General features: G+C 34.8%; 20 protein-coding genes and 1 tRNA gene. 8 read left to right on the top strand and 13 right to left on the bottom strand.

Going from position 1 to position 18,772, the window contains the following annotated elements; translation table 11 throughout:
* Window positions 1-17: 17 nt before the first annotated feature.
* A tRNA-Leu gene (locus G415_RS0103140) sits at window positions 18-105 on the bottom strand.
* A 129-nt stretch (window positions 106-234) separates the two neighbouring features.
* Between G415_RS0103140 and G415_RS0103135 the strand changes: the two genes are divergently transcribed.
* Window positions 235-624, top strand: a complete 390-nt coding sequence (locus tag G415_RS0103135) for an ATP-binding protein (RefSeq protein WP_022670135.1) — start codon at window positions 235-237, stop codon at window positions 622-624.
* A gap of 89 nt (window positions 625-713) precedes the next feature.
* Window positions 714-1,313, top strand: coding sequence for an ATP-binding protein (locus tag G415_RS0103125; protein WP_081639319.1), 600 nt, complete (start codon window positions 714-716; stop codon window positions 1,311-1,313).
* Between the two features lie 36 nt (window positions 1,314-1,349).
* On the opposite strand, the gene hemW is transcribed toward G415_RS0103125, so the two are convergent.
* Window positions 1,350-2,462, bottom strand: a complete 1,113-nt coding sequence (gene hemW / locus G415_RS09650) for a radical SAM family heme chaperone HemW (protein ID WP_162138532.1) — start codon at window positions 2,460-2,462, stop codon at window positions 1,350-1,352.
* Window positions 2,455-2,754, bottom strand: a complete 300-nt coding sequence (locus G415_RS0103115) for a hypothetical protein (protein WP_238321440.1) — start codon at window positions 2,752-2,754, stop codon at window positions 2,455-2,457. Before G415_RS0103115 ends, hemW begins: the two co-directional genes overlap by 8 nt.
* Between G415_RS0103115 and G415_RS0103110 the strand changes: the two genes are divergently transcribed.
* Complete coding sequence (locus G415_RS0103110; RefSeq protein ID WP_022670130.1) at window positions 2,711-3,820, top strand: class I SAM-dependent RNA methyltransferase; 1,110 nt, start codon at window positions 2,711-2,713, stop codon at window positions 3,818-3,820. The two genes, G415_RS0103115 and G415_RS0103110, sit on opposite strands and share 44 nt — an antisense overlap.
* Here G415_RS0103110 and G415_RS09645 read toward each other — a convergent pair.
* Complete coding sequence (locus G415_RS09645) at window positions 3,788-4,243, bottom strand: GIY-YIG nuclease family protein (protein WP_022670129.1); 456 nt, start codon at window positions 4,241-4,243, stop codon at window positions 3,788-3,790. The two genes, G415_RS0103110 and G415_RS09645, sit on opposite strands and share 33 nt — an antisense overlap.
* A gap of 151 nt (window positions 4,244-4,394) precedes the next feature.
* Between G415_RS09645 and G415_RS0103100 the strand changes: the two genes are divergently transcribed.
* From G415_RS0103100 to G415_RS0103090, 3 genes are read left to right on the top strand one after another with little or no spacing between them, the layout of a single operon-like run.
* Window positions 4,395-5,261, top strand: coding sequence for a VIT1/CCC1 transporter family protein (locus G415_RS0103100; RefSeq protein WP_022670128.1), 867 nt, complete (start codon window positions 4,395-4,397; stop codon window positions 5,259-5,261).
* Complete coding sequence (locus G415_RS0103095) at window positions 5,262-6,446, top strand: L-serine ammonia-lyase, iron-sulfur-dependent, subunit alpha (protein ID WP_022670127.1); 1,185 nt, start codon at window positions 5,262-5,264, stop codon at window positions 6,444-6,446. It abuts the gene before it with no gap.
* Between the two features lie 12 nt (window positions 6,447-6,458).
* A complete protein-coding gene (locus G415_RS0103090; RefSeq protein WP_022670126.1) occupies window positions 6,459-8,132 on the top strand; it encodes a methyl-accepting chemotaxis protein in 1,674 nt (557 codons plus the stop codon).
* Window positions 8,133-8,160: 28 nt separating this feature from the next.
* Here the strand turns inward: G415_RS0103090 and G415_RS0103085 are convergent, their stop codons facing one another.
* From G415_RS0103085 to G415_RS10645, 7 genes are all read right to left on the bottom strand, one after another.
* Window positions 8,161-8,727: a hypothetical protein gene (locus G415_RS0103085; RefSeq protein ID WP_022670125.1), complete on the bottom strand. Its 567-nt coding sequence runs from the start codon at window positions 8,725-8,727 to the stop codon at window positions 8,161-8,163.
* Window positions 8,724-9,572 carry an MlaD family protein gene (locus tag G415_RS10650; protein ID WP_022670124.1) on the bottom strand — a complete coding sequence of 283 codons (849 nt, stop codon included), beginning with the start codon at window positions 9,570-9,572 and terminating at the stop codon, window positions 8,724-8,726. Before G415_RS10650 ends, G415_RS0103085 begins: the two co-directional genes overlap by 4 nt.
* Window positions 9,557-10,315 (bottom strand): ABC transporter ATP-binding protein, encoded by a 759-nt coding sequence (locus G415_RS0103075; RefSeq protein WP_022670123.1) that lies wholly within the window; start codon window positions 10,313-10,315, stop codon window positions 9,557-9,559. Before G415_RS0103075 ends, G415_RS10650 begins: the two co-directional genes overlap by 16 nt.
* On the bottom strand, window positions 10,312-11,376 hold the full coding sequence (locus G415_RS09635) for an MlaE family ABC transporter permease (RefSeq protein ID WP_022670122.1): 1,065 nt from the start codon (window positions 11,374-11,376) through the stop codon (window positions 10,312-10,314). Before G415_RS09635 ends, G415_RS0103075 begins: the two co-directional genes overlap by 4 nt.
* Window positions 11,357-12,262, bottom strand: coding sequence for a DMT family transporter (locus G415_RS0103065; RefSeq protein WP_022670121.1), 906 nt, complete (start codon window positions 12,260-12,262; stop codon window positions 11,357-11,359). Before G415_RS0103065 ends, G415_RS09635 begins: the two co-directional genes overlap by 20 nt.
* Before the next feature lie 9 nt (window positions 12,263-12,271).
* On the bottom strand, window positions 12,272-12,634 hold the full coding sequence (locus G415_RS0103060; RefSeq protein ID WP_022670120.1) for a roadblock/LC7 domain-containing protein: 363 nt from the start codon (window positions 12,632-12,634) through the stop codon (window positions 12,272-12,274).
* A gap of 64 nt (window positions 12,635-12,698) precedes the next feature.
* On the bottom strand, window positions 12,699-13,727 hold the full coding sequence (locus tag G415_RS10645) for a hypothetical protein (protein ID WP_022670119.1): 1,029 nt from the start codon (window positions 13,725-13,727) through the stop codon (window positions 12,699-12,701).
* Window positions 13,728-13,926: 199 nt separating this feature from the next.
* Here G415_RS10645 and G415_RS0103050 point away from each other — a divergent pair, with 199 nt between their 5' ends.
* Both G415_RS0103050 and G415_RS09625 read left to right on the top strand, forming a co-directional pair.
* Window positions 13,927-15,939, top strand: coding sequence for a methyl-accepting chemotaxis protein (locus G415_RS0103050; RefSeq protein ID WP_022670118.1), 2,013 nt, complete (start codon window positions 13,927-13,929; stop codon window positions 15,937-15,939).
* Between the two features lie 73 nt (window positions 15,940-16,012).
* The gene (locus tag G415_RS09625) at window positions 16,013-17,650 is read left to right on the top strand and encodes a phosphoethanolamine transferase (RefSeq protein WP_022670117.1); all 1,638 of its coding nucleotides are present in this window, start codon (window positions 16,013-16,015) and stop codon (window positions 17,648-17,650) included.
* On the opposite strand, the gene G415_RS0103040 is transcribed toward G415_RS09625, so the two are convergent.
* Together G415_RS0103040 and G415_RS0103035 are read right to left on the bottom strand one after the other, a co-directional pair.
* Window positions 17,613-18,152, bottom strand: coding sequence for a glycosyltransferase (locus G415_RS0103040; protein ID WP_022670116.1), 540 nt, complete (start codon window positions 18,150-18,152; stop codon window positions 17,613-17,615). The genes G415_RS09625 and G415_RS0103040 overlap by 38 nt on opposite strands.
* A gap of 6 nt (window positions 18,153-18,158) precedes the next feature.
* Window positions 18,159-18,758, bottom strand: coding sequence for a Uma2 family endonuclease (locus G415_RS0103035; RefSeq protein ID WP_022670114.1), 600 nt, complete (start codon window positions 18,756-18,758; stop codon window positions 18,159-18,161).
* Between the last annotated feature and the right edge of the window lie 14 nt (window positions 18,759-18,772).

The raw sequence follows: 18,772 nt of genomic DNA, 5'->3' as shown, positions 1-18,772 counted from the left end.
CTTTCTATACGAAAAAATGGTGCCGAAGAGGGGAGTCGAACCCCTACGGGCGTAAAGCCCACTAGACCCTGAATCTAGCGCGTCTGCCAATTCCGCCACTTCGGCACTTCTGAGTGCAGATTATAATAAAAAGAGATTGCATGTCAACGATTAAAGAAATTTGTTTCAATTTTTCTTGCAAACTCTTTTAAACTCCCTGTATAATAAAAACAAACTGACTAAAAGGAGCAACCCATGAACACAAGAACCTTCAGAAACAAAAAACTCATAGACAGAGATAAAGAGATAAACTTCTTCCTTGATTGGTTCAATCAATTACCAGGGTTAATCCTTTGGGTTTATGGCCCAAAATCTTCAGGCAAAACAACACTCATTGAGTATGTTGTTGAAAAGGAGCTGTTTGAAGATTTTGAGAACTTAAAACCCAAAGGTAATTGGTGGGTGAAGTATATAAACTTGAGAGAAAAGCTAATATCAAGCTATGAAACATTTTTAAACAGCTTTATCTTTCCAGAAGACAAGACTTTGGATAAAACGCTTGGCATAACCTTTCATTTAGGAGTTATAAGGCTTGATTATAAGATATTCAACAAGATTAAAGAGAAAAAAAATAGATTTATTTGATGCTCTAATAGAAAAGTTTAAAAGTCTTAATAAACTCCCTATTCTCATCATCGACGAAATCCAAACACTTGAGGATATATACATAAGAACTGCTCAAAGAGTTTCTAAACTTCTGTGTCTCTCTAACAAAAGAGACCCATCTATCTCATGTTGTTATCTTAAGCTCAAACACTGTGTTTATAGATAGGATTTATAATGATGCAAAACTGAAGAAAACAAGTAAATTCTTCAAGATTGACCATCTTGATAAGAGTATAGTTGTAGAATGGTTGAGTTCTGAAGGATTTAAAGAGAATGAAATAGAACTCATCTGGGATTATCTTGGTGGTTGTATTCCAGATATACAAAGAATGATGTTTGAGAAGAAAGAGTTTAAGACATTGAAAGAGTATTTAGAGCATAGGGCGTTTTTGGCTTATACGGAGATGGTTGATTTCTTAGCAAGAGAAAATAGTCAAGAAGAAGAGAAGATATTTAGAGAAGTTGCAAAGATAATAATTAAAGATGGCAAGTTTATTTTAAAAGATAACTCTCCAAACAAACATGAGCTTATCAAAGTTATCTCCAAATGGGCAGAAAAAGAGATTCTCTTCTTTGACCCGCTTACATTGGAAGTCAAGGGAAATAGCAGGATTTATGAGAAAGGGATGGAAAAACTTGAGCTGGGAATTTTGAATTTTGGACTTTGAATTGGAAGTTGTGGATGGGTGAATGGGTTTACCGTATTAAATAAAATGACTCAGGATGGCGTTTGAGACAGACATGGATTTGCAGCCTTTGAGTTTGAGACCGTCTAACTCTTTCTCCAAGAATCCCATTTCGACAAGCTCATTGATTTGATGCTCGAACAGTTTTTGCAAGTCAACTCCTGTCTGAGTTTTTACTTTACTAAAGCTTATGCCTTCATTCTTTCTCAAACCAAAAATCAGCATCTCTTTTGCAAGCTCAACTTTATCAAGTTTCTCTTCAACTTTATAGCACGATGTTGGATTGCTAAGGTAAATATCGAGCTTTTCGCTATTCTTAAATCTTGTGAAATCAACAAAAGAACTTGCAGATACACCAAAACCTTTATACTCCTTCAACTCCCAATAAGCCAAATTATGCTTACTCTCAAAACCGCTTTTTGCAAAGTTTGATATCTCATACTGCAAAAAGCCTAAGCCTTCCAACGCATCACACAAAAACAGATAAAAATCAGCAAGCTGCTCATCATCGTTAACTTTAAGTTTACCATTTTTATACATATCAAAAAATGGTGTTCCTTTTTCAATAGACAACATATAGGTTGAGACATGCTTAAAAGAATAGAATTTTAAATACTTTATCTCTCCTTCCAAATCACCCAAACTTTCACCTACTCCATATATCAAATCAACACTAACATTATCAAAACCAACATCAAATACATTATTAATAGCTTTTAAATTATCTTCTTTTGAGTGGAGTCTTCTTAGCTTTTTTAGTTTAAAGTCCGAAAATGACTGAACCCCAAGACTGATTCTGTTCACACCTAAGCTCTTCAAACCCTTTAGATACTCCACTTTTAATCCCAACGGGATTGCTTCGATAGTTATCTCTCTAATATCACTCTTAAACCGCTTAAATATCTCGCTTAAAATCTTATCTATATACTCAATCTTAAGAACAGTTGGTGTTCCACCGCCAAAGTAAACTGTTCTTACTATACTGTCAGTTTTAAACGCTCTAATCTCCTTTAAAAGTGCATCCACATACTCATCAACCAAACTCAATTTTTTCTCAAAAGAGACAAACGAGCAGTAAGGACACTTCCTATAGCAAAACGGTATGTGAATATAAAAGTAAATATCACTCATAGCTGCCATGCGTTGTAAATCTTCCCTGTCTCATTTTGAAGAATGCACCAGCATCAACGCCCACAATCTCGTCACACTTAGGACACTTCATAAAAGAGCCTTCTTTCGAAGTGTAATCTTCAACAATTCTATCCTTCCAGCAGCGCAAAAGTTTGCCTTTGCCGACTTTTCTATACTTTAACAGCTTGGTTTTGCACTTTGCACATTTTACAACAAACATAGCTTTTGATATACTATTAACTTGAGCTATGATTGTAAAGATTGAAGGCTTTGCAAACGGTGGATACGGCATTGCCAAAATAGATTCAAAGACGGTGTTTGTAAGGTATGCTCTGCCAAATGAGACTGTTGAAATAGAGATAACAAAAGAGAAAAAGAGCTATACTATAGCTCAAACAACAAAAGTTTTAGAACCATCGCCCTTTAGGGTTAAGCCAAAATGTAAGTATTACGGCAGGTGTGGTGGATGCAATCTTCAACATGCAACATACGATTATCAATTAGAACTTAAAAAGGAAGCCTTTAGAAATGTGCTTAAAAGAATAGCAAAAATAGAGATAGACAGCATCGAGATAGAAGCATCACCAAAACAGTTCAATTACAGAAAAAGGGTTGAATTTAAGTGCAGGTTTGGACACTGGGGACTTTTCAAAGAAAAGAGCAACGAGTTTATCAAAGTCGATTACTGTCATATTGCGGACAACCAGATAAACGAGTTTATCAAAAAATACAGATGTTCTTCACTAAATAGAATAGAAGTTGACGATTTTTCGAATATAAACGCCGATGAGATGATGCTTGATTTAGGTTTAAATAAACCGCTCTTTTACAAAAAGGGAGCATTCAGCCAGATAAACAGAGAAATCAACTTAAAACTCATTGAAGAGCTAAAAAACACAATAAACAGTCTAAACATTTCAACAATAGTCGAATTTTTCTGCGGAATAGGTAATTTTACCCTACCACTTGCTATAGAAGGTTACAAGATAACGGCAATAGAGTTTGATACAAAAGCCATCTCTTCTTTAAGAAGAAACATAAACAGCTTTGAGCTTAAAAATGTCAGATATAAGAAAATCAATTTAATGGAGCCATTTAAGTTGAAAGATAGGTTTGACCTTGCGCTTCTTGACCCACCACGGGACGGAGCAAAACTGGTAAGCGAATGGATAATAAGAAAAAAGCCACAATATGTAATCTATATCTCCTGCGATTCTGCAACCTTAAGCAGAGACCTAAATATCTTAAAAAACCTGTATTCTATAGAAAAGATAAAGTTATTTGACATGTTCCCACAAACTCATCATATAGAAAGCTTCACACTTTTAAAACTCAACAAAAACAGAGCTTCTTCTTAAGGCTTTAAATAGAGTTTCTATCAACTTTTCTCTATCTTTACAGAAAAATAGATGGCTTTTTAGTTTTGAATCACTACTTCCAAAACCCTTTACAAATTTAAACCTTTTAATCAACTTTTTTGCTATCTTGTCTTCTATTCTCTTGTTCGACTCCCAAACCATAACACCAACAACTTCAGCCTTTTGAAGCAGGTAATCAATATGCCACCTTAACTTCTTGTTCTTAGAGAGATGCCTTTTTAATCTATGATTCAATCCACCCATAGCAGAGCCCACATAAACATAAAACCCTTTTTTAAAACTTACATTCCCCAAAGCTCCAATAACAATATCCCTGTCCCTATCAACCTTTATAAGTAAAGCGTAAGCACCTTTTGTTTTAAAAAATCCACCAAATTTAACGCAAGGCTTTTCAATCTTCATGCTATCACCTATAAATCGTTTTTACCATTCTTAACAAAATCAACCGTTTTGTCAAAAAATAATTAAGTTAAAAATTATTTAATAATATTTTAACCTGATTTCACTTGCATTTACGGAAACTAGATATATAATGTGCTCGGGGGAGAAAAGAATGGAAAAAGAGTTGAAAGCGAAGCTTCTTAGGTTTGAAAAGGAAGAACTTACAGGACATCTCATTTACAAAAAACTCTCCAAAATAAAAAGCGTAAACGAGAAAAATAAAAAGATACTCTCAAAAATAGCAGAAGATGAGCTAAATCATTACAACATACTCAAAAAATACACAGGTAAAGATGTAAAGGTAAACAAGCTTGTTGTATTTTTTTACATATTAATAGCCAGAATATTTGGTATCGTCTTTTCTGTAAAAATGATGGAAGCATCTGAAGATACGGCAATAGAAGAGTATCAATCAATCATAGGTAAAATACCACAAGCAAAACAGATAATCGAAGATGAGACAAGACACGAAAAACTCCTTGTCGATATGCTCAAAGAAGAGAGAATTGAGTATATAAGCTCAATGGTTTTGGGCATAAGTGATGCGATTGTTGAGCTCACGGGTGCTTTAGCTGGTGTATCACTTGCACTTCAAAACGCAAAGCTTATAGGAATAGTCGGTGTAGTTACGGGTATATCTGCCGCATTAAGTATGGGTTCTTCTGAATATCTATCGCAAAAAGCGGACAAACACGAGCATCCACTTAAAGCTGCATTTTACACAACCGTTGCTTACTTTTTAACCGTCTTAATGCTTGTTGTCCCGTTTTTTATCTTTTCAAACTTCGTATATTCTTTGATTCTTATGTTTGTCGATGCAACCATAGTGATATTAATCTTTAGTTTCTTTGTTTCTGTTGTAAAAGAGACATCGTTCAAAAGAAGTTTTCTTGAAATGTTCTTAATAAGCTTCTCTGTAAGCGTTGTATCCTTTTTCATAGGGTATCTTGCAAGAAAAATTCTCAATGTGGAGATTTAAATGGAACTAAAAGAGAAGATGTTAAAGATGATAGAGTTCTCCTTAGGATGCACAGAACCGGCAGCAATTGCACTAAACTGCGCATATCTAAGTGAACAGCTCAAAGATGCAGACAAAATTGAGATAGAGATAGACAGAATGACTTTTAAAAACGCATTCGGTGCAGGAATTCCAAATTCAGGAGGCTTAACTGGAACAAAATGGGCCGCACTGCTTGGATATTTCATATCTGATACATCAAAAGAGCTTGAGATATTCTCCTTATTGTCAAAAGAAGTTGTCAAAAAAGCAAAAGAGACTAAAATAAAGATAGATATTCGCTTAAGCGATAAAAAACAGTTGTTCATAAGGTCAAAAGCGAATAAAGGCAATGAGTATGCCGAAGTTATAACAAGAAGGACGCATACAGGCATAAGTCAGATAACAAAAAATGGTAAAATTATTCTAAAGAAAAAAGCTTCTAAGGTTGAAGAAGAGATAGAATTTGAAGAAGCACTGTATAATTACAAGAATTGGGAGAAGATTGTAAACAAACTTTACGAAGATAAGGAGATAAAAGAAAAGATAAAAAAGGCTGTTGATGTAAATATGAAAGCTGCCGAATACGCAAAAAAATACTCAAGCAACAATAGGCTATTCGGCGCAGTTTATGCCAGAATGGGAGGTGATAGCATAGAAGTTGCAAGCTGTGCGGGAAGCGGAAACAAAGGTTTAACAGCCATTATACCTGTGGTAAGTTTTGGAAGAAGCCTAAAAAAAGAAGAAAAAGAGATTCAAAAGGCTTCTCTTTTATCCTGTTTTATAACATCAATCGTAACATCGAAATTTGGGTTTGTTTCATCAGAATGTGGTGTTGTTCATGCAGCCGGCGTTGGAATAATAGGTGGCATACTGTATCTTAAAGGCAAGATGGGTCTGTTTTTTGATGCGTTTAAAAACTACATTCAGGGTGTTGCGGGTGTATTTTGCGATGGTGCAAAAAAGGGCTGCTCTTCAAAGGCTTTGTTGGCAGAAGATATGGCTCTTAAAAGCATAGAGTTAGCAGAAGAAGGTATAGTACAGTCAGAAAAAGACGGATTTTTGGGTAGAAATTTCTACGAAACCATAAATAACTTATTTAAATACGACCCATATTTTAAACTATTTGACAGGGAAACAATAGAAATACTATCAAACAAAAATTAAGAGGTGACTAAAATGAAGTTCAAAGGAAAACTGATAGCATACGGCATTGGTTCTGTACTAATATTTCTTCTTATATTCGGTATTTACGCTGTATGGTGGAACATCAAACAAATAAATGTAAGATATCAAAACACTTATGACTTACTCCTAAGATTAAAAAAACACAAAGTAAAAACACTTGTTGAGGAAGTCTCATCAAAATACATCGCTTGTATACTAAAAGAGAACAAACCAATAGATGTTGTGAAGCAAGAAATTATTCAGGATTTAAGCAAAATAAGATACGATAATGGAAATTATTTCTTTGTGATTGACCAAAACGGCACAATGATATTGGACCCACCAAAACCACAGCTAAATGGTAAAAATGTCATAAATGTAAAAGATAAAAAAGGAGAATACCTATTTCAAAAAATGATTCAAATTTCAAAAACAAAAGGTAACGGATTTGTGTATTACTGGTGGGTTAAACCAGGCGGAGGTGTGGCACCTAAAATCTCCTACATAAAAACAATTCCAAAATTAAATTGGATTATAGGAAGCGGAGTATATTTAGATGATGTTCAAAAAGAAGCTTTAGCCTACAAAAAGAAAATAGAGAAAGAAATGCTGAGCTCAATTATCGTCTCTATTATAGTTGCCATCGCAGCATTGATTGTTATTGCCCTAATAGGTTCAGCTTTAGCAAACAAATTGGTAAAACCAATAAATCTCATGGCTAAAGAACTTGAAGACTTAGAGAGCGGAGAAGGTGATTTAACAAAAAGAGTTAAAATAGATACAGGAGATGAGTTTGAGAATCTCGCTAATAAATTAAACAATTTCCTTGACACAATACAACAACTCGTAAAAGACATAAGAAGCTCCGCCGAAGATGTCATGAACAAATCAGAAACAACAGCATCATCTGCTCTCGAAATGGCATCGACAGTTGAAGAAACAACAAGAAACCTTGAAGAGATGGCTCAAGCCGTAAACGACATGGCAGAAGCTGTAAATAATGTGGCACAATCAACAGAAGGTATTAATATGCAAGCCGAAACGGTAAGCGAAATCAACCAACAAATGCTTAAAGATATAGAAGAGCGCGTGAAGAGAATGAACAAAAATGCAGAACTTGCAAGAAAAGCAATGCAACAGATTAACGAAGTTGGAGAGTCGTCAAAACAGATTGGCCAAATCGTTAATGTAATCAACGAAATTGCAGACCAGACAAACCTACTTGCTCTAAACGCTGCAATCGAAGCAGCACGAGCAGGAGAAGCTGGTCGTGGTTTTGCCGTCGTTGCCGATGAAGTAAGAAAGTTGGCAGAAAAAACACAAAGGGCAACTGAAGAGATAAGAGAGATGATTGTAAAGATGCAGAAGGATGCCCAAAAGTCCATAGAGATGACAAAAGAAGCAGAAGAAGGCATACTGAAAGAGAGAGAAAAGGCTTTAGAAGATGAGAATAATATAAACTCTATGGTTGAGCAGATTTCAAAGACAATAGAAGAGATTAACTCAACTTCTGCTGCAACAGAAGAGCTCTCTTCAACCGTATCAGAAGTAAACGCTCAGGCCCAAGAGATAAGACAAGCAGCTGAAGACAACGCAAAAGTAGCAGAGCAGATTGCATCACTCTCTGAGCAACTTAAAACCGCTTCAGAGAGACTTACAGACCTTGTAAGAAAATTCAAAGTATGAAATTGATAAGGGGAAGCTTTGCTTCTCCTTATCTTTTAAAGTATAAGATAAGCTTTGCTATAGAATCCTTAATAGTAGAACGGGTAAGCTCATTCAAACCATTCACAACAGCATAAATGGAAGGTTTTTTTAACTTTTTTTCTTTGCAGACCTTAAAATTTAGAAGCGTTGAATCGTTTTTTTCATCCTTAAGCCAAAAATCAGAGCAGACTGAAACTGTCTTACTATCTTCGTTTTCATTAAACCTTTCCAAGGAGAAAAGAATCTCGTATCTTGAAACTCCGTAATCGACAACATCAAAACCCGCTTTAAGAAGTGCTTTTTTTAACGCATTTTCAAACATGGAGCACTCAGAATCAACCCACGAAACATTAGGAAACGGCATATAAACTGTTCTATCTCTAACTTTATATATAGATAAATCTCTAAATACTTCAGGGCAAGCAATAGATGAAATCCTTATTTTAATATCTTTCGTTATTACTTTTTGTTGCTTAATGTTCTCATTTATACCAAACTGCTTGAGAGCAGGATATGGTTTCAAACTGCAACCATAAAGTAGCAAAACAGAAACAGCCAATATTTTTTTCTTCATTTTACATTTTCCTTTCTGCCTTTTATTATAAGGGCAGGGTTTTTGCGTATCTCTATAATTAATTGCTTTAACTCAACAGTTGTTGAATTTATCTCCTTTATAGTGTCATAGCTCTCTTTTAATGTTGTTTGGTCAAGCTTTTTTAAACTACTGCTAAGTTGTTTTATTAGATTATCAAGATGCGAAACTGTTTTAGAAATCACAACTGCATCATCTTTGGCTTTGGATGTAAATTCATTTGCATTGTCAAGGAATTTGTTAAACTTGTCTGCACTAACATTCAACTTTTCTGACACATTTGCGAGATTTTTCATTAATTTTTTAAAGTTGTTTTGGGTATTGTTATCAAGCATAGAATTTATCTTGGACACGATAGCATTAATTTTATCTACAGTCCTTGGTAGTTTATTCATGATATCCTTTAAGCTGGATTCAACAGCGGGTATACACTGATACTTTAAGCCCAAGTTTTTAGGACACGCATAAGACTTATTCCTATCCATCAAGTCTATGTATGATATACCCGTAAGACCGTTTGATGATATTTGGGCAACTATATGGCTATCTATACGCAAATCCTTTCTAATAAGTGCATATATAAGCAAGTAGTCAGGGTTTTTCTTTGATATTCTAACCCCAACAACCTTTCCAACAGTTAAACCTTTATACTTCACGGGTGAATCCGTATGAAGACCGTTAACATTTAGATTGGTACATACTACATACTTTTTATAACTCCTTGATGTACCACTACCACCTATAATCCATACAATCATACCCATACCAACAACACTAAAAAGTATAACGAAAAAACCTACAGCAACATAATTTACCTTTGACTCCATTGATATTTCCTTCCTCTTAATCCATTAAACATCTTTTTTAACCAATCATCTTCAATGTCCATAATATCAGATGGTTTACCTTCTGCCAATACTTTACCCTCTCTTATCACACATGCCCTTTTTGCTATGTTAAACAGACTATCCAAGTCATGAGTAATCATAACAACAGTTATACCCAACAGTTCATTCAACTTTCTAATGGTATTATCAAAATCATCTGCACTAACAGGGTCAAGTCCACTTGTTGGCTCGTCAAGAAATATTATCTCTGGGTCAAGAGCTAAAGCTCTTGCCAATGCGGCTTTTTTCCTCATACCGCCAGAAAGTTCATATGGATACAGATTGGAAACCCAACTCTCAAGACCAACAAGTCTTAACTTAAAACTCACAAACTCATCTAAAAGATTTTTGGATAACTTTACTCTTTCCCTAATTGACGCCAAAATATTCTCACCGACAGTAAGGGATGTGAATAAAGAAGCAGCTTGAAACATAACACCGTACCTATTCCTAATAGCCTGTTTTTCTTCTTCCCTTGCCCTATTCAAATTAACTCCAAATACCTCTATAGTGCCCGAGAATTTTTCAAGCATAAGGATAGAGCGTAAAAGCGTTGTTTTACCAGAACCGCTCTTTCCCAGTATCGCATATATATCACCCTTATCCACTGTTATATCTATTCCTTTTAAAACGACCCTATCTCCAAATTTAACTCTAAGGTCTCTAACTTTTATAATACTCATACTCCAGCCAACCTAAATAACACCGAGAATATAGCATCTGCTATTATAACGGCAAATATTGAATCTACAACGCTTATAGTAACACTTTTTCCTATACTCTCCACATTCTTCTGAGTCCTAAACCCTTTAAATGAACCTATAGTTGCAACCAAAAACGCAAAAGCTGGCGCTTTCAATACGCCTGCAAGGAATGTTTTTATACCAATGGCATGGTGAAGCCTAAGCAAAAAATCTGAGAATGTAACATCAAGAGCTAATTTTCCAACAACTGCACCGCCAAAAACACCCATAACATCTGACAACACAATAAGTAGCGGAAAAACTATAAACATAGAGACAATCTTTGGAAAAACAAGCACATCTAAAGGGTCTATACCCATTGTTTTTATAACATCGATTTCTTCTGTTACTTTCATTATGCCTATTTGGGCGGTATAAGAGCTTGCAGACCTGCCAGCCATAAGAATTGCAACAAGCAAAGGACCTAATTCTCTTAAAACCGAAATACTAACCAAATCAACAACAAAAATATTTGCACCAAACTGCTTTAATTTTATAGAACCGTGATAAGCTATAACGGCACCAACCAGAAAGGATATGGTTGCAAGGATAGGAACAGCTTTAAATCCCATAATCTCTACATCATGAAGAATGGATTTAATCCTTATCCTTTTAGGATTTAAAAGTATCTTCACACTATTTAAAAAAACCTCGCCAACAAAACCTAAAAACAAATAAAACTCTTTTAGTCTATCTATTGTCCCTTTACCTACGGATTCTATAAAACCTATGTTGATAGAGGCCTTTTTCTTTTCTTCTGTTTTCCAATTTGCCTCAACGATATTTTTGAGTTTTTCCTGATTCAAAGTAAGTTCTAAATTTTTACCCAACTTGACAAGGTAACCTAAAAACAGTGTATCAATCTCTTTTAATTCTTTCGTGTTTATGACATCTACGCTTTTCTTATACTTTGAAAATTCAGAAATAAATCCTTTTAGAGTCTGGTATGTGGCTACGCCTTTTAAGAAAAGCGTTCTGTTTTTAACTTTTAATTCTAACACTTTTTAAATCCCGGGTGTTTGTTAAAACAACTCCCGCAATAACAAGAAAGCCACCTATAAGCTCATACAAACAAAATCTCTCTTTGAGCAAAACAACAGATGTTATAACACCAAAAACAGGCACAAGATTAACAAATACGCTCGAACGGGATGCTCCAATCTTTTCTATTCCTTTATACCAAGCACTGAAAGCAAAAATAGTGGAAAATACAACCATATAAGAAAGACTTAACCACGCTTTCAACGGATAATTGCCTATATTTCTAATGTTCCCAAACACAATTGCTGGTAGAAAAAACATCAAAGCTCCAAGAAATGCTGTCAAACAAACAGCTTCAAACACATCAATCCTTTTTAAAGCCTTTTTAGAAATGACAGAGTAAAAAGCCCACATTGTCGTTGCTACAAGCATAAAAAGGTCACCTAAATTAAATTGGAAATTATACAATATCCCAAAATTACCTTTCGACACGATGAATACTATCCCCAAAAAAGATAAGGCAACACCAATTTTACTGAAAAACGATAAATTTTCTTTAAGTAAAATCCAAGCTATCACTGCCGTTATGATAGGGTTTGCTCCGCTTATCAAAGATACATCTGAAGCTTTGGCAAATTTAAGTGCAAACAGAAAGAAAACACCGTATAGAAAAATTCCACTCAAAGCCATTAGAAAAATATAGGTAAAATTGCTTTTTAGTTTGAGTATGAGATTAAAAACTGATAACCTAAACACAATAACAAATAGAATACCAACAGCAAAAAATCTAATAAAGGCAAAAACAAAGGGGTGTATATAGGTTATCCCAACCTTCGCTATGGGAAAACCAACACCCCAAAATACGCAAGCTAAAACCAATAATAAATAGGTATAAAAATTTTTCATTCAACTAAATTAAAAAGCTTTTTGTATTTTTTCCGCAGCTCCTTTAATTTCCATATAAAGAAGACCAAGTTTTACTTTGTCGTTTGTAATAACCATCAAAACAGCTTCTTCGCCTGCGGATGTTATTACAATATAACCTTTGTCACCTTTAATTGTAACCTGTTGCGGGATGCCTTTTTCAAGTTCTTCAACGGCCCTTTCAGATAAAGATAACAAAGCTGCACTCATAGCTGAAACTCTATCCTCGTCCATATCAGACGGTAAATAACTACTTATCATTAAACCATCAGCTGTAACCAAAGCAGCTCCTTCTATATTCTGAGATGAATTAACAAGCTCTTGAAGCGTTCTGTTTATAAGTTCCTCTTTCATTTAGATATACCTCCCTAAACAAATTGCTTTTATTAAAAATACATAAAAAAGCTCTTTAATCAAGTTAAATCTTAAAGCCTATTCTAAAGGCTCCCCAATGCTTATCCCTCAATTTTATTTCGGACGAAATGTCAAACATTAAAACACCAACATCTCTTGGATAGGATTGAAGAAGATACTTTCTTGTATTTTTAGCAGCAGAAATACCCGTAAAGTCATTGAATATTCTCTTTGAACGATTGCCTATCAAATCTTTTTTATAATCGCCAGTTAAAGGTTTATCATAAATTGAGTTGTGTGCAGGTGCATAACCATTGTCATCAACTATGATAGCAAAAGCAAACTTTTTATGTTTCTTGAGAATTTCATCTTCTATTGGTTGAATATACTCTTTGGCAAAATCTGTAAATTTTGTATTGTATTTTTGTGGATTCGTGTTTTCTATAGGAACATAGTTTCTATCCCACAAATCTTCTTCTGTTATAACACCATCACTTATCGCCTTTTCAAATGTATCCTGAACCCTTTTTACAGCTTCAAATAGTATGTTAACTATATTCTCAAAATTCTCATCATGGTTCAGATTAAACTCTATAATATCCCATTCTCCTTCCCTTCTCATATATGAACCATCTTCTTGTTTAACCATATCAACAGACTTATAATAAAAGCCGTTTTTTATTATCATGTCTAAATACACGCTAAACAGCTGCGGGTAAGGACAGATAGTTGTCCCAAGCAAAGCACCTCCGACACCGGTTGGACAATACATACATCTATCTTTGTGGATTTTTATTGTTATACTCTTATCATCACCTTCAACTTCATACCCATTAGCAAAAAACATAAAATCATTTAGATTATCTAAAATTTCCTTATAAAGTTCCGTGTTCAATTCTTTTCCATCTATAAAAGGGAAAGTTCCCTTCTGCATCTGGTAGCGAGCAAGCCTTTGAGCTGCGGTTTTCATCGATGGTATTAACATAGCTTTACTCATAATACCTAAATCGAAAGTTGCACCCATTGTGCTTGCCCATAAAAGATGAGCCCCGTCTAATTTTTCGAATCTTTCTTGCTTCTCCTTCTCGCCCATTTTTAGCCTCCTTCTTTTATGGATGTTTGAAGTCATACTACAAAAATATTTTAAACAAGGCAAGGAAATAGTTAAAATTAAACAAACACTTGTTCAGATATTCATGGGACCTTTAATTATACTTAACATTGACATTTAAGATTTTCTGGTATAATTTCTTATACGAAAAATTTTTGTAAAAAAGGAGGGACATCAAAAGATGAAAAATGTAAGCTTACGGGCAAAAATAACTGCCGCAATATTTTTAACGGGCATTCTTATAGTATTTTTAGGCTCTATTTTCACCATTAACTTGTCAAAAAGTGGTATGAAACCACTGCTCATAACAACTATAAAATCAGAAGATGAGCTTGCTTTAAAGTTCGTTCAATCAACCTATAATAGCCTTCAAAATACATTAAAGAAAAATTTAGATGTTGCTTGGATGATGGCCATAGGAAATAGACCTGTAAGACTATCAGACAACAAAATAACAATTAAAGCTGTCAACCAGATAACACACGAAACAGAGACAATTGAAATACCGATTCTACTTGCTGGTGAGAAGATTTTAACGGTAAACAATCAGCTTACAGATGAAATTACAAAATTAACAGGTGCAAAAGCAACGATATTTCAGAGATTTAAAGATGGTTTTGTAAGGGTGTCAACGAGCATAAGATACAAAGACGGTAGAAGAGCCATAGGAACATATATACCAAACTCATCAGTCGTTGCTCAAACCGTCCTGAAAGGTAAAACATACTATGGAAAAGCCTATGTTGTTGATAGATATTACATAACGGCATACAAACCGATAAGAGTTGCTGGAAAAGTTGAAGGCATCTTGTTTGTTGGTGTTAGCATGAAAAAGTTCGCAGATGAACTACAAAAAACTCTCGCATCCATAAGAATAGGAAAGAGAGGCTATGCATTCATAATTGACGACAAAGGAACAACTGTAGTCCATCCCGATAAAAGCTTAATAGGAAAGAATGTTTCAGGTTTCTCTTTTGGAAAAAAGATGATCGAAGAGAAAAATGGAATCATTCAATACAAATTTAAAGGTGTTTTAGGAACAGTCGCTTTTAGGTATTTCGCTCCACTGCATTATATTATCGGAGTAAAAGTAATAAACAAAGACTTTACTATGCCGATAGTATCGTCAATCTTAAAATCATCAATTATAGCATTCATAGGTATGATTATTATTGCCCTCGTTGTCTCTACCCTGTTTGCAAAATCTGTTGTAGGAAGAATCAACAAACTGGTTGAAGCATTCGATAAATCTCTTTACGACTTGACGATATACCTTCAGAAAGCATCAAATGACGAAATATGTAAGATAACAGAGAAGTTCAATGAATTTACAAGGAGAAGAGCAGAAGCTGTAAGATTACTCAAGTCAATTGGAATAGATATACAAAGCTCTGCAGAACAATTTTCCGCATCAAGCAATCAACTAAAATCAAGTATGGAAAACATTGAAGAGAAGATGGAAGTAATAAACCACTCTATAAACGATGTTAGAGAAGCTGTTGACAGCATAGCATCAAACACAGAAGAAGTAAGCGGCTTTGTTGAAAATATTGTTGAGAACACAAGAAATGGTATAGATAAAATTACGACTGCAAGTTCGGTAATGGACGAACTTGAAGAGAACGCAAAAAGCACAGCAAAAGCCATAAAGAAGCTGTATGACACCTCAAGACAGATAGGAGAGATAGTTAATGTGATAAACGACATAGCAGAGCAGACAAACCTTCTATCTCTGAATGCTGCAATCGAAGCAGCACGAGCAGGAGAAGCTGGTCGTGGTTTTGCCGTTGTTGCAGATGAAGTGAGAAAATTAGCCGAGAAAACACAACATTCAACTCAAGATATCAAAGAGATTATAAAGAAGATTCAACTCGATGTTGACGAAGCTGTAAGACGTTCAAAAAAGAGCGAAGAGTCAGCATATAACGGCAAACTACATACAGAAGAAGTTAAAGAAATTCTCAACGAAATCGGTCAAGAGATGGAAAGCGCATCCAGTCAATTCAACAATATTGTAGCTGCGATAGAAGAGTTATCTGCAACATATTCAGAGATAGAAAACCAAGCAAAGGATATAAAAATAGCAACAAAAGAGATATCAAATGTTGCTGACAGCGTTGAGATAAAATCAAAACAGCTCCTTGAAAAAGCCAACCAGATAGCAGCAACTGTCTCAAAATACAAAATAAGTTAAAAGGCGCCCTGTGCGCCTTTGTCTTTTTAAACCACTTGTCATGCTTCTTTCTAAGTGCTAAAATTCCACTGCAATGAAAAGATTGAAACTTGAAGCAACTCAAACTCAAGTCATCGTAATATCTACAATCTTCATGATTATAGCTTACAATTGGGTTTTTTTTAGCAAATCTTTCACAGCTTTTCCAAATATATTTTTTATGCTGGCTTTGGCTCTGTTGCTGTTTATTACGATAACAACAGCACTTTACATAATAGCCAACAAATACACATTAAAGCCCTTCTTGATATTCCTGTTTATAACCGCTTCGCTTGCCGCATACTATATGCAGGAGTACTCAACAATCATAAACTCAAAAATGATAGAAAACATTTTCGAAACTGACAAAAGAGAAGTATTAGACCTTTTGAATATAAAAATGTTCTTAATGCTTCTATTCTTGGGTATTTTGCCTTCAATAATCCTTCTCAAAACAAAAGTAAAATATCGAAAACCAAAGGACGAGATAAAGGTTAGACTCAAGCTTTTTGCATTAAACCTTATACTCATACCAATTCTCTACTTTGTTTTTCCAAGAACTTGGGCATCCTTCTTTAGAACTCACAAACGATTAAGGATGTATTCGAACCCAACATTTTACATGTACTCCTTCGGTGAATACATAGGAAAAAGATATTTAACCAAACCCATTAAGTTTAGACACATCGCACTTGACGCTCACCTTGCACAAACGGAAGGAAAACCTAAGCTATTTATCTTTGTTGTTGGTGAAGCTGCACGGTATGACCATTTTTCACTAAACGGATATAAAAGAGATACAAACCCCAATCTCGAAAAGATAAAAGATTTATTAGATTACCCAGATATGCACTCATGCGGCACTGAGACTGCCGTAAGTGTCCCGTGCATGTTCTCTCCCTATACACGAAAAAATTTCTCAGTCAAAAAGGCAAGACACACAGACTCTTTGATGGATGTGTTAAAAAGAGCTGGAGTAAATGTCTTGTGGCGTGAGAATAATTCAGACTCAAAAGGTGTTGCTGTAAGGATAAAAAACTATCAAGATTTTACATCAGCCCACATAAAACCATACTGCAACAAGTTTGGATGCTATGATGAAGTCCTGCTTTACAAACTTCAAGACTGGATAAACAACATTCACAACAATAGGCCTATATTTATCGTTTTGCATCAAATGGGTTCACACGGCCCTGCATATTACAAGAGATATCCACCGCAATTCGAAAAATTCAAGCCAGTTTGTAAAACAAACCAGCTTCAGGATTGCACAAGGCAAGAAGTAATAAACGCATACGACAATACAATTTTATATACTGACAAATTTTTGAGCGATGTAATAAAGTTTCTGAAAAAAAATGAGAAAAAATACAGAGTGGGAATGTTTTACGTGGCAGACCATGGCGAAAGCTTAGGAGAAAACGGAATTTACCTGCATGGATTTCCGTATTTCATAGCACCCGATGTTCAGAAACATCCGGCTTCTGTTGCTTGGTTCTCTAAGGATTTTGGTATAGATTTAAAATGTGCAAAAAAACTCGAAGACAAACCTTACAGTCAGGACTATGTATTTGACACAATGCTCGGTCTAATGGATGTAAAAACAAAGATTTACAATCCTAAGCTTGATATGTATTATCCTTGCAGAGAAAAACTCAGCCAGAAAGAACAAAGTGCTTCAGGTAAAGATTAAGTCTATCTGTTGATATTAACTCAATGTTTTCAAGATTAATCTTACTAAAGGAAAAGACATTATAATCATAATCTAAATACTCAAGCGACATATAGTAATTGATCATCTTTCTTAGATTCTCTGAACCTTTCTGAAACCATAAAAAATAAATCCGCTTGTTTGAAGGCATTGCATCTTTACCTTCAAACTCCGTCTGCAAAATGTTAAGCAACTCAAAAAAATTGTCGCTCAATTTAATATCAAGGTCAAGGTAAAGGCCACCATAATGGTAAAGCAGCAAAAATCTTATTATGTCAGACTGAAATCTGAAATGAAAACCCTTAAATTTCGATAAATCATATCCAAACTCATCGAGAAATCTATTTATCTGGCTTGTTTTAAGAAGCTTGTATGATTCTATCTGAGCAAAAATCTTGCTGTTATGTTTTATAAATATCTCATACTTCTTTGGTATAGTATCATCATATCCATACCAGAGCTGAAAAATATTTGGATAACTCATAATCTTTTACGGTTCAGACGGTGGCTGCTTTTTATCTGTATTGTCTTCTTTCTTTTCTTTCTCAAAAATCTCCCATAACTTAAACTCTATATCAAATGTCTTAAATTTAAACTCCTCATCCCAATTGAATATTTCGGGTGCAGTGTATTTCTCGTCTTTGAGCAAATACCTTTCGACATACTCAGCATCGGGATTGATTATGATATACTCTTTAACCTTAAACATCTCATAGAGCTTTAACTTTTCCCTTCTATCCTTTATCTCAGTTGACTTTGACAGAATCTCTATAATCAAATCAGGTGCACCTTGAATGTTGTCTTCTGTAATCTTGTTTTTATCGCAAACAATCAAAATATCCGGCTGCACCACATTATACTCATCAAACACCACATCCGTTGGCGCTTCAAAAAACACGCAACCATTCAATTTATCTTTCTGTTTGTAAATCTCTCCTGTTATGTTCCTGCTTATAACCTGATGCTTAATCTTTGGAGCAGGGCTCATATTATATGCAACACCGTTGATAATCTCCCACCTTTCATCATCCGGCCAGTTTTTATAATCGCTGTATGTGTATTTTTTATCCACTCTTTTTGTTGCAAGCATTTTGCCCCCCTTTA

Origin of the sequence: Hippea alviniae EP5-r, assembly GCF_000420385.1 — a bacterium.
In the GTDB taxonomy this organism is placed as follows: Bacteria; Campylobacterota_A; Desulfurellia; order Desulfurellales; family Hippeaceae; genus Hippea; species Hippea alviniae.
This window is presented reverse-complemented; position numbering and strand designations above follow the sequence as displayed.